This is a genomic window from Thioalkalivibrio paradoxus ARh 1 (genome assembly GCF_000227685.2).
Taxonomy (GTDB): Bacteria; Pseudomonadota; Gammaproteobacteria; order Ectothiorhodospirales; family Ectothiorhodospiraceae; genus Thioalkalivibrio; species Thioalkalivibrio paradoxus.
On sequence record NZ_CP007029.1, the window covers coordinates 3,676,888 to 3,693,148 of the forward strand.

Consider the following 16,261-nt stretch of genomic DNA (forward strand, 5'->3'; position numbering starts at 1 on the left):
TCCGAACCGCCGTTGTTGCGCGCCCCCTATGGGGATAAACCTGTCAGCTAGCAGCCTGGGGTCCCCTGCGCGCCGCCGGCCTGCCCTTCCGGATCCGCGGCGCCGAGCCAGTCGACGAGCAACCCGCGCAGGTCCTCGACCCCTTCGCGCTTGAGCGCGGAAAAGGTCTGCAGCGTGGCGTCGAGCCCGCGCGCCTCCAAGCCGCGGCGGGTCGCCTGCAGCTGCCGGCCGGCCTCGCTTCGGGAGACCTTGTCGGCCTTGGTCAGCAGCACGTGCAACGGGCGTGGGCGCCCTTCCAGCCAGTGCAGCATGGCCTCGTCCAACGGCGTCAGCGGATGGCGAATGTCCATGATCAGCACCAGCCCTGCCAGGCTGCGACGCTCACGAAGGTAATCTCCGATCAGCCGGTCCCAATGCGCGCGCTGCCTGGCGGAGACCTTGGCGTAGCCGTATCCAGGCAGATCCACCAGCCGCCACCGACCCAACGGCGGCAGCCGGAACACGTTGATCTCCTGAGTACGCCCCGGCGTACGGCCCACCCGGGCCAACGCGCGCCGTTCGCATAGGGTATTGAGCGCGCTGGACTTGCCGGCGTTGGAGCGGCCGGCGAACGCGATCTCCGCACCTGCATCGTCGGGCAACTGGTCCAGCCGACCTGCGCCCAGCACGAACTCGGCTTCACGGAATGGGTTATGCATGATCGTCCTGGACCGGGCCCGCAGGGGCGTGGGTCTTTGCCGGGGTTCGGCGCTTATGCTATATACTGCGCCCCTTATTTTGATGTCCCTCGGCCCGGGGGCACAAGGTCCGGCACGACCGGCTCGTGGTTTCCAAGCAGGAGTTTCGTCGATCATGAATTACATGCGTGCAAGCCTCCCCATGGTCCTGTCCCTGGCGCTCTTGCTCCCACTGCCGGCGCAGGCGGGGGATCCGGCGCGTGGCCAGGAGCTGTCGCAGGCCTGCGCCGCCTGCCACGGCGCGGACGGGAACAGCGTGAACCCGGAATGGCCGAAAATCGCCGGCCAGCATGCCGACTACATCCATAAGCAGCTGATGGACTACAAGTCCGGTCGCCGCGAAGACGCGCTGATGGCCGGTCAGGTTGCGAATCTCGATGAACAGGATATGCGCGATCTCGCGGCCTTCTACGCCCGCCAGGAAATGTCGACCGGAACCGCCGACGAGACCGTCGCCGAACGCGGCGAGCGGATCTACCGCGGCGGCATTCCCACTGCCGGAGTCGCGGCATGCAGCGCCTGCCACGGCGCCAGCGGCAAGGGCAACCCGGCGGCGATGTTCCCGCGCGTCGCGGGCCAGCACGCACAGTACAACGCCGATCAGGTGCATGCTTTCCGGTCGGGCGCTCGCGCCAACGACAATGGCCGCATGATGCGCAACCTGGCGGCCCGGATGTCCGACGAGGATATCCGGGCGGTGGCGGAATACATGGCCGGGTTGCGTGCCCAGTAGGCCATGCGCCGATCGTAGCGGCAGTCGAAAAAGGTGGCCCTGGCCACCTTTTTTGTCGTCTTTGGCGCACCCGAACAAACCGCGCGGCCGTAGGTCCAACAGCCGGACGGGCGCCGCCCCTTAGAGCGCCGACGGCAACACCAGCGCCGAACGCAACACCCAATGGAGAGATCGACCATGAATCGACGTCATTTCATCGGCACCCTGCTCGGAGGCAGCGCCTTGCTGGCATCGGGCGCCGGTTTGGCCCGCGACTACACCGCGGGCATCGACTACCGCGAACTGTTCCCGCGTGTGGACACCGGGCTTCCCGATGGCCGTATCCAGGTCGTCGAGGTGTTCTGGTACGGCTGCCCCCACTGCTATCAGCTGCAGCCGCTGCTGCGAGACTGGAAGACCACCCTCCCCGAACACGTCGATCTGCAGCACCTGCCGGCCGCCTTCAACGACCTCTGGGCGTTGCACGCCCGGGTGTTCTTCGCGGCGCAGACGTTGGGCGTGCTTGAGGAAATCCACCAGCCGTTTTTCGAAGCGATCCACGGCCAGGGGCGCAACCTGCGATCGGAAAGCGCGATCCTGCGTTTCGTGGATCAGCGCGGCATCGATGCCGACGCGTTCCGCGAGGCCATGCGTTCGCCCGACACCGGTGCAGCGCTGCAGGATGCGGGCCTGAGGGTGCAGGCCTATCAGGTCGAGGGAACGCCGTCGATGGTCGTCGACGGGCGCGCGATGGTGTCCTCGGGCATGAGCGGGAGCCACAGCGAAATGCTGCGCGTGGTCGACCATCTGATCGGCGAATTCTCGGCCTGAGCGGGACGCACCCGATCCGTTCGCCAACACAGCCAGGCACAGGCCCGATCCGTCGTTTGGATACCCGTGCCGGGCACAGGGGAACCCTGCGCTGCGCCGCGGGTCTAGAATATCGCGAGCCGCCTGCGATCGTAGCTGCTCACGATCGCAGGCGGAACCGCGTATCGGGACCAATGCGACCATCGGAGGCGCTGCTTGTCACTCGTCAGACTGGGACCCAGCGATGGCGGCCTCCCGTTGCCGATCCCCCCGGAACGCCCCGAGGGAGCCGGCAAACGGCTGCGGCTGCTCAGCTTCAACGCGCAGGTCGGGATCCATTTCTCGCGACCGCACCATTATCTGACGCACAGCTGGAAACACCTGCTGCCCTTCGACGGGCGCATGACCAACCTCGACCGCGTCGCCCGCTTCATCTCGTCGTTCGACGTCGTTGGACTCCAGGAGATGGATGCCGGCAGCCTGCGTAGCAGCTACGTCGACCTGACGGCGTACCTGTCCGAACGCGCCGGTTTCCCGCATGCCTACACGCGCGTGAACCGGGATCTCGGCACCTTCGCGAAACACGCGATGGGCCTGCTGACGCGCACCGAGCCCGACCGGGTGGAAATGCACCGCCTTCCCGGTCCGATCCCGGGGCGCGGCGCGATCGAGGCGCGGTTCGGGCTCGAGAACGGCGAATCGCTGGTGCTGGTTCTGGTCCACCTGGCGCTGGGGCGGCGCGCCCGGCGTTCGCAACTCGACTACATCGCCGAACGCATCGCCCACGAGCCCCACGCGATCGTGATGGGCGACTTCAACTGCCATCCCGAGAGCCGGGAATTGAAGCAGCTGGTGGCCCGCACCGGCCTGCTCGACCCGATGCCCTGTGCCGCCACCTATCCGTCCTGGGATCCGCAACGGGTATTCGACCATATCCTGTTGACTCCCGATCTCAGCGTCAGCGACATGCGCGTGTATGACGTACAGCTGTCGGACCACCTGCCGGTCGGGATCGAGATCGAGCTGCCGGGGGCCGGACGCATCATCGAAGCGGGCCGGCAGACCCCGTCGCTGGCCAGGACCGACGCCTGACGCGCAGCCTACGGATAGGAAAAAGTCCTAGGTATTGCGCGACTCCTTCCTACGGGACATCAGCCCGGATTCAACCATGCTCTTGGCGTGCACTTCACCAACGCAGTGGAGTGACAACCGGTGAGCGCGATCGCGCTCCGGCACGATGCGCACCGGCCACCGAACGCCAACCATGGAGGATCTACCCGATGTCACCACGTTTCGCATTCGCATGTACCGCCGGCGCTGTGCTGCTGGCGACCAGCTTCGCAGCCTCGGCCGTGGACCGCCCCGGCATGGGCGGCGCCGAGTTGTTCAACTTCCACAGCTGCGTGAACTGCCACGGCGCGGAAGGCAAGAACCCGGTCAGCCGGCTGGTGCCAAGCATCGGCGGCATGGACGCAGCCGAGATCGAGGAAAATGCGCTGAGGATTCTCCGGGGGGAGACCGATTCCGAGGAGGCCAAGCTGATGAAATCGGCCGTCGCGTACAGCCAGGCCTGTGACGCGCCGCCGACCACAGCGGAAATTCAGAAGATCGCCGAATGGCTGTCGACCCTGTAATCCGCCGAGCCGGGTGGCGGAACCATCTGACCCACCGGTTCCGCCACGTCGCCCTTGCCCTGGGGCTTCTGGTCGTAGCGCCGCAAGCCGCTGCCGATTTGACCCAGGGCGAACTCCTCGCCGGCGCCTGCGGCGGCTGTCACGGGCATGCCGGGGTCAGTACCGCAGCGTCGATGCCGAGCATCGCGGGTTTCGACCGGCGCTATGGGGCACGCGTGTTGCGCGAGTTTCGCTCGGGAGTGCGGTTTTCGACGATCATGGGGCGGCTGATGGCGGGATACACACCGGGCGAGATGGCCCAGTTGGCCGCGTACTATTCCGAGCAACCGTGGCAAGGCGCGAATTTCACTGCGGACCCGGCCCTGGCCGCACGGGGCCTGCGCATACACGAGGCGCGCTGCGAGGAGTGCCACGAGCAGCACGGGCGTTACCAGGATCGCGACATGCCGCGCACGGCCGGCCAGCAGCCCGAGTATCTGCGTATGCAGCTGTTTGCACGCCGCGACCATCCCGAGGGGATGCAGCAGCCGCGCAGGATGCGCGAGGCGATCGCGGCGCTCTCCGACGAGGACATCATCGCATTGAGTCATTTTCTCGCCAGTCAGGAATAGCACGCCGGAACCAGAGCGGCCGCGGTTGCGCGGAAAGGGTTCCGGTTTCCGGCGGCATTCCACGTCCGGCCGGGCCCCACAGAGAGAACGAACATGAGTGCCTTCAGCTGTCGATCCGCACGCTCCGTTGCCGCCGTCGCGGCGCTGGCGCTCTATTGGCTAGCGGCCTGCGTGTACGCGGAGCCGGGACTCTCGGCAGAGGAGCTGGCGCGCGAGCGCGCCGCGCTGCTCGCGATCATGGCCGACGCACAGGCCCCGGCGACTGACGCCCGCGATGCCATCCGCCTGCCCACCGCCGCGACCCTTGGACCGGACGATGCGCCGCTGGTGCTGATCGAGTTCGCGGATTACCAGTGCGGCTTCTGTCGCCGCCACCTGCTGACGGTGATGCCTGCGCTGTTGCGCGACTACATCGAGCCGGGGCATCTGCGCTACGTGTTCATGGAGTTTCCGGCGCAACGCACGTTCGCGCCGTCGCTGGCCGCAGCAAACGCCGCGCTTTGCGCTGAAGACCAGGGACGGTACTGGGACATGCGTGAGAAGATCTACACGCACCCCATGAACATCGACACCGAGGGTTTTCTCGGTCACGGCGAGTCGCTAGGGCTCGAACTAGCGGCCTTCAGCGCCTGCCTGGAGGAGGGGGCCCACGAGGTGGTGATCCGGCAGCACATGGCGCTTGGCAATTCGTTGGGCGTACGGGGCACGCCGACGTTTTTCCTCGCCAAGGACCTGGACGACCGCGGGGAACTGCAGCTCCTGCGCCGAATCGTGGGTGCCCAGCCACTCGATCTGCTCCAGACAGAGATCGACAGCCTGGCCGCTTCCCGGCCCGAGGGGTCGCCGTGCCTGCCGGAACAGGCCTGTGCCGGGGATCGAGGCGCAGATCCATGACGCGAAGCCATCGGCCAGCGCCAGCGACGATGTTGCGGGCTCAGGGCCCTTTTCACCTTGCCGCCCGTGGGCGGACGCGCGCACACTGGAACCCGGTAGCAGAGCGGGCGTCGGGAATCGGACCATCGGCTGCCGTGATGGAGGATCCGACCGATGACCAGCGCTACCGGGGCCACCGCGATCGCGCGTTCGACCGGGCGAGCCAGGCTCATGCTGGCGAGTGCCTGGATCGCGGTGACGCTTGCCGTCGCCTGGGCGCTGTTTCATTCGGCACTCCAGGCAGTCGACCAAACGGCATCGAAGCACGCGGAGGCGCTGCGCGGGACACTCGCCGACCGCGCGATGCTCAGCGATGCGGTGATCGAGGGTCTGGCCGCAGCGCTGCGCATCGGTCCTGGGGCCGACCCGTCGGCCACCCGTGACTACGCAGAATCCATTCTGGCCCGCTACCCGCACATTTACCTGCTCGGCGCCGCTCGGGTGATCCCGCACGCCGAGCGCGCCGACCTCGAATCCGGCATCCATGCGGGAGGAGTGGCGCCATCCGGGCTGCGGTACTTCGATTACCAGGGTGACCGCCGTTGGCACCCAGTGCCCGACAAGGCGCTGTACTACCCGATGCTGATGGTCGAGCCCGAGTCGGACGCGACGCGGGCGATCCTGGGTCTCGACCTGGACGCGGTACCGTTGTTCCGGCCCGCGCTGCGTCAAGCCTACGCCAGCGATGGGCCGGTGATGGTCGGACCCTTCGAAATGACGACTGGCCAGCGCGCGATTGCGCTGGTGCGAACCGTCTGCGCAAAGGGCTCGGATCGTTGCGAGAATGGCGATGGTTTGGGCATGGCGTCCCACGTTGCAGTGCTCGCGGTACTCGCCGAGGCGATCATCGATTGCGGGGGGCTTGCCGCGAACGGCTACTCCTGCGCCGTTTGGGTCGATGACGGCACGGTACCCCGGAACCCGGAAACCCTGCTGGCGGAGCAGCCGGCTGCCTACGACGGATCGCGTGTCGAGCGCTGGCTCTTGCCGAGGACCGAACACCGTCTCGCGATCTCCGGCACCTCGCAGCCTTTGAATCTGGAGGTATCCCGCCAGCTGACCCGGGACGCGATCAACTTCCAGGGGATACTCGCGCTGCTGTTGCTTTCCGGCGCCGGTCTTGCGATTGCGCTGCGCCTGCAGGCACGGCACGAGCGTAGCGAACAGGCGCGGGCGGACACCTACCGGGCGCTGCGCGAGGAAAGGGCCAGCCTGGAGCACAGGGTCCAGGAGCGAACGGCAGAGCTCTCCGAGATCAATACCGCCCTGGAGCGGGAGAATCGGGCGCGCCAGGGCGCAGAAGATGCATTGCGCCGGAAGGGGATGCAGCTGCGCCTGCTCGCGCGGCGGCTGATGGACGCGCAGGAGCAGGAGCGCCGCACCCTCGCACGGGAGTTGCACGACGATATCGGCCAGACGCTGACCGCACTGCGGACCCACGCGCAGTTGATACGGCAACAGCACCGCTCGCCCGACCACCCCTGCGCGCGCAGCGCCAGCACCATCTTCGATCTCGCGGGCGCTCTCTACGACTCCGCGCACCGGATCATGCGCCGCCTCCGCCCCCGGGCGCTCGACGAACTGGGGCCGGTCGAGGCACTGCAGGCCTGCATCGACGCGGCCGGCCTTGAAGCGATGGGGATCGAGGTGCACACCGAGCTGCGCGGCCAGCTCGAAGACCTCGACGATGCGGTCACCGTTGCCGTCTACCGCTTGCTGCAGGAGGCACTGACCAATGTGGTGCGGCATGCGGATGCGCGGAGCGTCCGGGTGGAAGTGGCACGGGACGCAGCCGGTATTCCTTCCCTGGGATACCCCGAGGGCGACAGCCTGCGCCTTCGAGTGGAGGACGATGGCCAGGGGATGCCCGAGCAGGCCCTGGACAAGGACCGGCTCGGCCTGCTCGGAGCACAGGAGCGGGTCGAGGCACTGGGCGGGCGTTTCCTCGTCGAGCGCTCCGCCGCCGGGGGCGTGTTGCTCCGGGCAGAAATCCCGCTGAACCGAAGGTTGAGCCGGTGATCCCGCTGTATCCGATTCGAGTCGTGCTGGTCGAGGACCAATGCCTGGTCCGCGCGGGCTTTCGCCAGTTGCTGGAGAGCGGCGGGGAGATCCAGGTCGTTGGCGAGGCCACATCGGCGGAAGAAGCGCTGTTGCTGCTCCAGGAAATCTACCCGGCCGTGCTGATCCTGGACGTATCGTTACCCGGTATCAGCGGCGTCGAGGCGCTTGGGCGTCTGCGCCGGATGCGGCCCGACTTGCGGATCCTGATGCTGAGCATGCACGAGTCCGATCCGCTGCCGGAAGTCGCGCTGCGCAGTGGTGCCAGCGGCTACCTGTCCAAGCGCTGCGCGCCGGAAGAACTGGTGACCGCGGTACGCCAGATTGCCGCGGGCCGGCAGTACCTGTCCGGCAGCATTGCCCAGCGCGTCGCGCTCGAGCGCATGAAATCCGGACGTTCGGGGCTGAACGCGCTGAGTCCCAGGGAGCTCGAGATTTTCACGCTGCTGGGACGCGGCCACTCGGTCAAGGAGATCGCCCTGGCGCTGCAGCTGAGCCCGAAGACCGTGCATGTCCACCGCGCCAACCTGTTGCGCAAGCTCGATGTGCGCACCAACGCCGATCTGGCCCAGATCGCGCTGCGCAACGGCCTGGTGCCCATGGATCGGCCGACGGACAGCTGACGTACGTTCGCGCCCCGGCTCGGGCAACGGCCGGAACCTCCGGCGTTCGTCAGGGCTCGACGACCCCGGCCTCGACTGCCAGCTGCACCAGCTCGGCGGCGCAGTGGACCCCCAGCTTTTCCAGAACCCGGGCCCGGTGGGTATGGATCGTCTTGGGGCTCAGATGCAGCGCCAGGCCGATCTCCTTGACCGAGTGGCCACGCGCCAGCATCACGAACACTTCGAACTCCCGCGGCCCGAGCGAAGCGATTCCCGGTGCCGTGTCGTCCTCAGCATGTGTCGCGATGGCATGGGCCATCGCCCCCTCCAGATACGTCCCGCCGGCAGCGACCGCGCGTACTGCGGTCGCGAGTTCCTGCGGCGCGCTGCGCTTGGACAGGTAGCCACTGGCGCCCTGGCCAAGCGCGAGTTTCAGCAGCGGATCGGACTCGTGCATGCTCAGCATCAGGATCGCCGCGCCCGGTACGATCCTTCGCAGGCGCGCGATCCCCTCGATCCCGGAGACCCCGGGCAGGGAGATGTCGAGCACGATCACATCGGGCTCGAGCCCCCCCGCGACACGGCAGGCTTCCTCACAGGAAGCGGCCTCGCCAACCACCGCAAAATCGCCTGCGTCGAGAAGCAGTCCGCGCACGCCGGCGCGCACCAGCCGGTGATCGTCGACCAGAAGCACGCGGATCGGGCAGACAGAAGTCATTGCGGTGTCTCCGTCGGGCCATCGCGGCCACGGCGGGTCGGTGGCGATCCGGGTGCTGCCTGGCCGCCGGCCTGGCACCGGCGGTCGCCCCTCTGTCCGGCAGCGCGTGCCTTCATCGTTCCTCCTCGCTCACGACATCCGCCACCGCGCGATGCAACCCCGCGAGGCACTGTTCCATACGAGCCGCGTCGCCGTCTCCGATCGCCTGCTGCAGGTCGGAGACGCAGTGGTAGACGCCTTCGAGCGCACACACGGCAGCGGCTCCCTTCAGCGCATGCAGTCGCTCCCGAGCGCGCCCCCAGTCCCGATCCTCGAACGCCCGATCGATGGCGTCCAGGTCCGCCCCAAGCTCCTGGGCAAGAATACCCGCCACCGCCTCGGGAACGCTGCCGTGACCGCCGGCCTCGGGTGGTCTGGCCGGCGCCCTCACCGGCACCGCGGAACGGGCGACCTTCCTGCGCGAGCCTCTTACGCTGATCTCGATCGTGCGCACCAGCAGTCGCTCGTCCACCGGCTTGACCAGATAGCTCGCGACCTCGGGACACTCGCGTTGGACCCGGTCTTGCGACACCGCGTCCGCGGTCAGCGCATGAATCGGTACGTCGTGGTACCCCGGCAGCTCCCGAATCCGGCGGCTGGCCTCGATCCCGCCCATACCGGGCATGTGGAGGTCCATCAGCACCACGTCGAAAGCCCGTTCCCCGGCAATTGCGACGGCCTCGCTCCCGCTGGCGGCAAGCACCACCTCGGCTCCGAGCCCCTCGAGCGTCACCTGCATCAGGTGCCGGTTGACCGGGTGATCGTCGACCGTGAGGATGCGCAGCCCGTCGAGGCGGTGATCGCCGCACGCAACGGACCGGACCGGATCCCCCGGCAGCACAGATGTCGGGACCGCGACCGGAAGATGCAGCCGCACCTGGAATACGGATCCTCCGCCGGGCGTGCTCGAGACCTCGAGATCCGCATCGAGCGCGTCCGCGAGGCGCCTGACGATCGCGAGTCCCAGCCCGGTCCCTCGATAGTGCCTGCGGTTGCCGAAGTCTACCTGGGTGAAGGGCTCGAAGATACGCTGCATATCCTCTTCCGCGATCCCGATCCCGGTGTCCCGAACCGCCAAGGACAACGCGCACTGCTCCCCGGGACGCTCCTCGGCACCGATCTCGATCCGAACCCAGCCAGACGGGGTGTACTTGATCGCGTTGGCCACCAGGTTGGACAGGATCTGGCGGATCCGCAGCGGGTCGCCCAGCAGGGTCCTCGGAACCCCGGAGTCGACGTGGAGCCTGCAATCGATCCCCTTCGCGGCTGCCTCGAGTCCAAGCAGGTCGCAGACCGAGCGCGCCAGCTGGCGTATGTCCAGGCGTTCCTCGGTCAGGTCTATCCGGCCCGACTCGATTCGAGAAAAGTCGAGCATCTGGTCGATCACGGCAAGCAGTTCCTCCGCCGACTGGCGGACGAACCCGGCGTGGTCGCGTTGCCGGCCCTGGGGCAGCGACCGGGCCAACAGCTCCGCGAAGCCCAGGATGCCGTTCATCGGGGTCCGGATCTCGTGGCTCATCTGTGCCAGGAACTCGGACTTCGACTCGCTGGCGCGCAAGGCTTCGGCCTCCGCCCGCTGCAGTTGCGCGTTGCGCAGGCGCAGTTTCGCGGTGGCCACCTCGACGCGCCGCTCGAGTTCCCCCCTGTGCCGCTGGAGGGAATCCATCATGCCGTTGATGCCGGCCTCGAGCTGGGCGAGTTCGCCAGTCGCCCCGGTATGTGTGCGCTGTCCGTAGCTCCCATCAGTCGCCTGGCGGACCAGGTCGGTGATCTCGGTGATCGGCGACGCGATCTTCCGGCTGGTGCGCCAGAGCAGAGCGAAGCCCGCCAACATTCCGGCGAGCAGCAGGGCAATGCTGTGCACGACCAGGGTGCGAGTCTGCCTGCTCGCTTCCCGAGAAGTCAGCACCACCGTCACGGTGCCGAGCGGCAGGCTGTGGCCAGCCCGCGCATGCGGATCGAAGGCGCGATCCTCGTCCAGCAGCGCCATGACATCGGGGAATACGATCTTCCTGAACGATTTCAGGTGCCGGGCGTTGGACCGGCCGTCCGGGTCGGCCACCGCGGTAATCCCAAGGCTCTGGCCCTGCCCGGCGATCCAGACGCTGTGGACCCATTCACGCTCGACGAACTCGATGGCCAGGCGCTGCAACTCGTCGTTGTCGGCGACGAACAGCCCGAACCGCGACGCGGCGGCCAACTCGCGCGCGTAGGATTCGCCCAGGCGCTGGAACTCCGCCCACTGTTCGTTCAGGCGCGTCGCGACCAGGTAGGCCGTCAGCAGTGCGGCGACCAGCAGCAGCGGCAGCAGCCCCGACAGCAGGATGCGGCTGCGGGTTGAGGGGCCTTCGTGTCTCATGGGTCCGTGTCGATCAGGCCTTGGCGCAGCGCCTTCTCGGGCCCGGACCGGAGCCGCAGCCAACGCAGCACGTCGCGGTTCACGCGCAACGGATAACCCGGCGGGACCCCGGGCAACGTCGCATTCCCGAGCCGCGCGGTTGCGGGACGCGTCGACCGCGCATGGCACACGCGCGTGCCGGATGGAATGCGTTCAGCCCCCGTCCGCATCCTCGTCGCCCCCCCCCTGCCTAGGAAAATGCGTCATCGCGAGGAGCGAAGCGACGTGGCGATCCATAAGGCGGTGATTCAATTTGCGTCGTTTGGATTGCCGCGCTTCGCTCGCAATGACAATAACAGGCGCTTTCCTAACCCTCGCACTCGGATTTGGGAGAGGGGACTGAACGGATACGCCGGATGGCGCACCAAGGCATGCGTTGCCTGGACTCTGCACAGACTGACGATTCGTGTCGACCACATCATCAGCATAGTGCGTCCTCCCATTTCTGCACCGCTACCGCCGCGACCGCAGGGCGATGCGCTGGGCAATGGGCCCGCTTTTGGCGCGACGGATCTTCCATGGCCACCCTCACGACCGGCGCTCCCTCGCGCAAAGTGCCGGCCGTGTTCAGTGCCTGGATCCGCCACGCGACCGCGTCGCGGTCGAACAGCGCCACGGGCGGCCTGCTGCCCGGCGGGGCAATCGGGATTCGCGCCGGGACCTCCGAGCGAGCGGATCCGAGGGATTCTTCCGGCCGGCCCCGCACCCTGAGGATTCCTTGCAGTCGCGCGTTACCATGGGGCCCGAATCCCCTCCCCAAGGAGTTGTGCAATGACTCGAAACGCCGGCGGGCGTCCCGTGATTTTCGGAGAGGTGCTGTTCGACAGTTTTCCCGAGGGCGCAGACATCCTCGGCGGCGCACCCTTCAACGTGGCCTGGAACCTGCGCCGCCTGGGGGCCGAACCGCTGTTCGTCGGGGCCGTGGGCGCCGATGCGCTGGGTGACCGGGTGCGCGCGGCGATGGCAGCAGCGGAGCTCGACGCTGCCGCCCTTCAGGTCGTCCCGGATGCCCCGACCGGACGCGTTCAGGTGACCCTGCATGCGGGCGAGCCAAGCTACGAAATCCTGCCTGACCAGGCCTATGATCGCGTCGACCCGGCGGGGCTCCAGCAGGCGGTGCCGGACGCCCCCGCGCTGCTCTACCACGGGAGCCTCGCGTTGCGTGCCGAGCCCAGCCGTTCCGCCTGCGCCTGGCTCGCCGAGCGCGCCCGACTGCGTTTCGTCGACGTGAATCTGCGACGCCCCTGGTACCGCCCCGACTCGGTTCTGGAGTGGTTGCAGCACGCGGACTACGTGAAGCTGAACCGGGACGAGCTGCGCGAACTGGTGGCGGGCACGGACGATGCCGCGCGGGTGGCGACACTGATCGAGCAGGCCGCGATTGGCGGCGCGGTCATCCTGACCGCCGGGGAAGAAGGCGCCGCGATCGTTACGCCGGCGGGGAAGCGGTTCGAAGCGGCGGCGGCGGTGGTCGACGACCTGCGCGATCCGGTCGGCGCGGGCGACGCCTTCGCGAGCGTGGTCATGCTGGGCATCCTGCGGGGGTGGTCCTGGCCGGCCACGCTGGAGCGCGCGCTCGACTTCGCCGCGCGCGTGTGCACGCTGCAGGGTGCGACCACGACCGATCCGTCGTTCTATGCCGCCGCGCGCGAGGCCTGGCGCGACTAGACGCGGTACCGCCGCTCCCCGCCCCCCTGATCGGGGGAGGGGCTTCCCCCGATCGCGTTCGCGCCTCGCGATGACGGGTCGGCCGACCCGTCCCTAGGCAGCCTGTCGGACCTGGGCTGCTAGGCACGCCAGCCGAGGGCTTCGGCCTTGCGGCGGGCGACGCGCGGGATGTCGGCGGCGACGAAGTGCTCGTGCAGCACCTGGACGCTGATCATGTGGTTGATCACCGCGTCGAGCTGAACCTGGGTCGCGACCGGGGTGTCCTCGGCCTCGTGTAGCGCGAACAGGCGGGCAACGCCTTCCGGATCCAGCAGCCCGGCTGCCTCGATTGCTTCCGTCGACAGGTACTGATCCGCCAGCGCCTTCATCGCCGCCCATTTCTTCGGGTCGGTATGCGCCGGCGGGGCCATGAACGCGAACTTCTCGCGCTCGTAGAGCACCCGCGGCAGCAGACCCTTCATCGCCTCGCGCAGCACGTATTTCTCGGTACGGCCCTTGATGCGCATCGACGGCGGCAGCTGCGCCGCGAATTCGGCCAGGTGATGGTCGAGAAACGGCGGGCGGGCCTCCATCGAGTTGGCCATGTCGACCCGGTCGCCGCCCCAGGTCAGGATCTGCCCCTCGAGCATGGTCTTGATCCAGACGTACTGGGCCTTGTCGAGCGGATGCCGGCCTTCGAGCATATCCGCATCGAGCGCGCTGGCGATCGCGGCGCCGGGCGCGTAGCCGGCGAGCGCTGCGCGCCGCCCCGGAGCCAGCAGGCCCGGAACGTGATCGGCGGCGGCCAGCCAGGGCTGCAGGCAGGACGGGGTGAACCCGACCAGCCGGGTCAGCGCCGGGTCGTCTAGTTCGTTCTCGGCCAGCATCGCGCCGCTGAACAGTTTGTTGCTCTCGGCCAGGAGCTGTTCCCAGGACGCGCGTTCCGCCGGCGGCAGGGTGTCGAGCCCGTGCAGGAACATGTCGCGCCGGAACGCCGGATAGCCGGCGAACAGCTCGTCCGAGCCCTCGCCGGTGACCACGACCTTGTAACCCGCCTCGTTCACGTGCCGGCTCATCAGCAGCTTCGCGACACCCAGCGTGTTGTAGATGGATCGCTCCGTGTGCCACAGCGTCTCGACCAGGTTGTCGTACAGGTGGTCGGCCTGCAGGGTCATGATGTCCTGGTCCGCTCCGACGCTCTCGGCCATCTCGCGGGCGATCGCGGTCTCGTCGTAGGCGGCGTCGTCGAAGCCGATGGTGAACGCCTTGACCGGGCTCTGCTGGCTGGCCGCCGCCAGCCCGAGCGTGATGCAGGAGTCGATCCCACCGGACAGATAGCAGGCGACCGGGACATCGGCCTCGAGCCGCAGCTGCACCGCCTCCATCAAGTGCTCGCGTACGCCCTCGATCCAGTATTCCTCGTCGGTGTCGTCGTGCTCGGGGCGCTCGGCCGCCAGCGGGAAGTCCATATCCCAGTACTTCTCCTGACGCACTTTCAGCTTTCCGTGGGCGCGTTCGACGATCACCATGTGGCCGGGCTTCACCTGGTGTACGCCCTCGAACGCGGTAGTCCCAGGCACGATGGTCTGCATCAACTGGTGGAACAGCCCGGTGTCCGAGAATCGGCGCGGCACATCCGGGTGCGCGAACAGCACCTTCAGCTCGGAGCCGAACACGAATGCGCCGTTCGCCTCGGTGAAATACAGCGGCTTGACGCCGAAGCGGTCGCGGATCAGCACCAGCCGGTCGTGCTCGCGGTCGTACAGCGAGATCGCGAACTCGCCGCGGAAGTGCGGGATCGCATCCTCCAGCCCCACGCGCCGGTAGAGGTGCATCACCATTTCCGAGTCGCTCTTGGTGCGGAACTTGACGCCGCGCAGCGTCAGGTCGGCGCGGATGCGCTTGTAGTCGTACAGCTCGCCGTTGACCGCGGTCATGATGCTGTTGTCGGGCATCACGAACGGCTGCCGGCCCCGGTCCTCGTCGAGGTCGATGATCGACAGCCGGGCATGGGAAAAACCGACGCCGCGGTCCTGCTGCACCCGGTAGCCGAAGCCGTCCGGTCCGCGGTGGTACTGGATCGCGGCCATCGCGACCAGCGTTTCGGGATCGACCCGGCGCTCCGGGTCGGCGTGAAAGATTCCTGCGATGCCACACATAGACTGTCTCCTGAAGTTTTTGGGGGGCGGCCGCAGCGCGTCTGCGTCTCGTCAACCGCGCGCGGCTGCCCCGACCGGGTTCCTGTCGCCGGCGCCCGCCGACCCTCGCATGGCCGCGGTCACTGTTCCGGGGTGTCCATCACGGCGCTGATCCGGCGCACCACCGAAGTCAACAGCGCCATGCGCACGAACACCGCACCGCGGGCCTGGGCGAAGTACCAGTTGTGAGGGGTGTCATCGAGATCGGTGGCGAGCTCGTCCCCCCGCGCCAGCGGGTGCAGAATGATCGCACCCGGTTTCAGCGGCGAGTTCCGGGTCAGGTGCAGGCCGGTGCCCAACGACTCGAAAGTGTCGCCGACCCAGGCGATCGCGTTGATGTACACCACGTCGAGTTCCGGCAACACCGGGTCGAGCTGGTCGACCACGCGCAGCACCAGCCCCGCGGCCTCGAGTTCCTCGCGCTGTCCGGCGTCGAAATTCTCGTCCTCTCGGGAGATGATCACGACTTCGCGGATCGCCTCCGGGAAGCGGCCGAGCATCAGCAGCAGGCTGCGCACCGTGCGCATGCGCGAGGGCACGCCGATGATTCCGACCCGGATGCGCGCCTGCAGGTCGACCTCCCCGCGGAACAGGTCCGGGCGCCACTTGGCCAGCGTGTACACGTCGGCCAGCGCCTGGGTGGGGTGCTCGTCGATGCCGTTGCCGGCGTTCACGATCGGGATGCGGAGCCCCTCCAGCATCTGGTAGACCGCCTGATCCTCGCTGCTGCGCAGCACGATCACGTCGCCGTAGTTGTTGAACATCTCGGCGATGTCGACCAGCGACTCGCCCTTGGCCATACCGGTGCTCTTCGGATCGGTGATCGACATGATCGCGCCACCGAGCCGGTGCCAGGCGCTCTCGAACGACAGCCGCGTGCGCGTGGATGGCTCGTAGAAGGCGCTGATCAGGATCTTGCCCGTCAGCGGCAGGTGCATCAGCGCCGGTGTGGCTTCGTACTGCGCGGCCAGCCGAAACAGCTGGATCAGCGTCGCACGGTCGAACTGCCGGCTGGACACCACATGCCGGGCCGCGAGTTCGAGCAGGGGTTCGGGGTCTTCCGGCAGCGCATCGACCAGAGCCCTCGGCCGCTCGATGCCGGCTGTGCCGTCCTTCGGTTGCAGCGGTCGCTGCAGCTGTTCGTCCAGGTGGGTCACGCGGAAC

General features: G+C 67.8%; 15 protein-coding genes. 9 read left to right on the forward strand and 6 right to left on the reverse strand.

Annotated features, from left to right (window positions below; all coding sequences use genetic code 11):
- Positions 1-47 precede the first annotated feature (47 nt).
- Entirely contained in the window at positions 48-698 is a 651-nt protein-coding gene (gene yihA, locus THITH_RS16645; protein WP_006746664.1) for a ribosome biogenesis GTP-binding protein YihA/YsxC, read from the reverse strand.
- A 154-nt stretch (positions 699-852) separates the two neighbouring features.
- Here yihA and THITH_RS16650 point away from each other — a divergent pair, with 154 nt between their 5' ends.
- The 8 genes from THITH_RS16650 (at position 853) to THITH_RS16685 (ending at position 8,118) form a co-directional block, all read left to right on the forward strand.
- The gene (locus tag THITH_RS16650; RefSeq protein ID WP_006746663.1) at positions 853-1,470 is read left to right on the forward strand and encodes a c-type cytochrome; all 618 of its coding nucleotides are present in this window, start codon (positions 853-855) and stop codon (positions 1,468-1,470) included.
- 177 nt (positions 1,471-1,647) lie between these two features.
- Entirely contained in the window at positions 1,648-2,280 is a 633-nt protein-coding gene (locus THITH_RS16655) for a thiol:disulfide interchange protein DsbA/DsbL (protein WP_006746662.1), read from the forward strand.
- Positions 2,281-2,517: 237 nt separating this feature from the next.
- The gene (locus THITH_RS16660) at positions 2,518-3,351 is read left to right on the forward strand and encodes an endonuclease/exonuclease/phosphatase family protein (protein ID WP_041483462.1); all 834 of its coding nucleotides are present in this window, start codon (positions 2,518-2,520) and stop codon (positions 3,349-3,351) included.
- 188 nt (positions 3,352-3,539) lie between these two features.
- Positions 3,540-3,893: a c-type cytochrome gene (locus THITH_RS16665; protein WP_006746660.1), complete on the forward strand. Its 354-nt coding sequence runs from the start codon at positions 3,540-3,542 to the stop codon at positions 3,891-3,893.
- A complete protein-coding gene (locus tag THITH_RS16670; protein WP_025367673.1) occupies positions 3,875-4,504 on the forward strand; it encodes a c-type cytochrome in 630 nt (209 codons plus the stop codon). Before THITH_RS16665 ends, THITH_RS16670 begins: the two co-directional genes overlap by 19 nt.
- A 93-nt stretch (positions 4,505-4,597) precedes the next feature.
- Positions 4,598-5,398, forward strand: a complete 801-nt coding sequence (locus tag THITH_RS16675) for a DsbA family protein (RefSeq protein WP_006746657.1) — start codon at positions 4,598-4,600, stop codon at positions 5,396-5,398.
- Positions 5,399-5,551: 153 nt separating this feature from the next.
- Complete coding sequence (locus THITH_RS17200; protein ID WP_006746656.1) at positions 5,552-7,456, forward strand: CHASE domain-containing protein; 1,905 nt, start codon at positions 5,552-5,554, stop codon at positions 7,454-7,456.
- Entirely contained in the window at positions 7,453-8,118 is a 666-nt protein-coding gene (locus THITH_RS16685; RefSeq protein ID WP_006746655.1) for a response regulator, read from the forward strand. Before THITH_RS17200 ends, THITH_RS16685 begins: the two co-directional genes overlap by 4 nt.
- A gap of 49 nt (positions 8,119-8,167) precedes the next feature.
- Here THITH_RS16685 and THITH_RS16690 read toward each other — a convergent pair whose 3' ends face one another.
- From THITH_RS16690 to THITH_RS18615, 3 genes are all read right to left on the reverse strand, one after another.
- Positions 8,168-8,815, reverse strand: a complete 648-nt coding sequence (locus THITH_RS16690) for a response regulator (protein ID WP_006746654.1) — start codon at positions 8,813-8,815, stop codon at positions 8,168-8,170.
- Positions 8,816-8,927: 112 nt separating this feature from the next.
- Positions 8,928-11,213 (reverse strand): ATP-binding protein, encoded by a 2,286-nt coding sequence (locus THITH_RS17205; protein WP_006746653.1) that lies wholly within the window; start codon positions 11,211-11,213, stop codon positions 8,928-8,930.
- Positions 11,214-11,673: 460 nt separating this feature from the next.
- The gene (locus tag THITH_RS18615) at positions 11,674-11,868 is read right to left on the reverse strand and encodes a hypothetical protein (RefSeq protein WP_006746650.1); all 195 of its coding nucleotides are present in this window, start codon (positions 11,866-11,868) and stop codon (positions 11,674-11,676) included.
- 155 nt (positions 11,869-12,023) lie between these two features.
- Between THITH_RS18615 and THITH_RS16700 the strand changes: the two genes are divergently transcribed.
- Complete coding sequence (locus THITH_RS16700) at positions 12,024-12,920, forward strand: PfkB family carbohydrate kinase (RefSeq protein WP_006746649.1); 897 nt, start codon at positions 12,024-12,026, stop codon at positions 12,918-12,920.
- 119 nt (positions 12,921-13,039) lie between these two features.
- Here the strand turns inward: THITH_RS16700 and asnB are convergent, their stop codons facing one another.
- Both asnB and THITH_RS16710 read right to left on the reverse strand, forming a co-directional pair.
- Positions 13,040-15,058 carry an asparagine synthase (glutamine-hydrolyzing) gene (gene asnB, locus THITH_RS16705; RefSeq protein WP_006746648.1) on the reverse strand — a complete coding sequence of 673 codons (2,019 nt, stop codon included), beginning with the start codon at positions 15,056-15,058 and terminating at the stop codon, positions 13,040-13,042.
- A 119-nt stretch (positions 15,059-15,177) separates the two neighbouring features.
- Entirely contained in the window at positions 15,178-16,254 is a 1,077-nt protein-coding gene (locus THITH_RS16710; RefSeq protein ID WP_006746647.1) for an aspartate/ornithine carbamoyltransferase family protein, read from the reverse strand.
- Between the last annotated feature and the right edge of the window lie 7 nt (positions 16,255-16,261).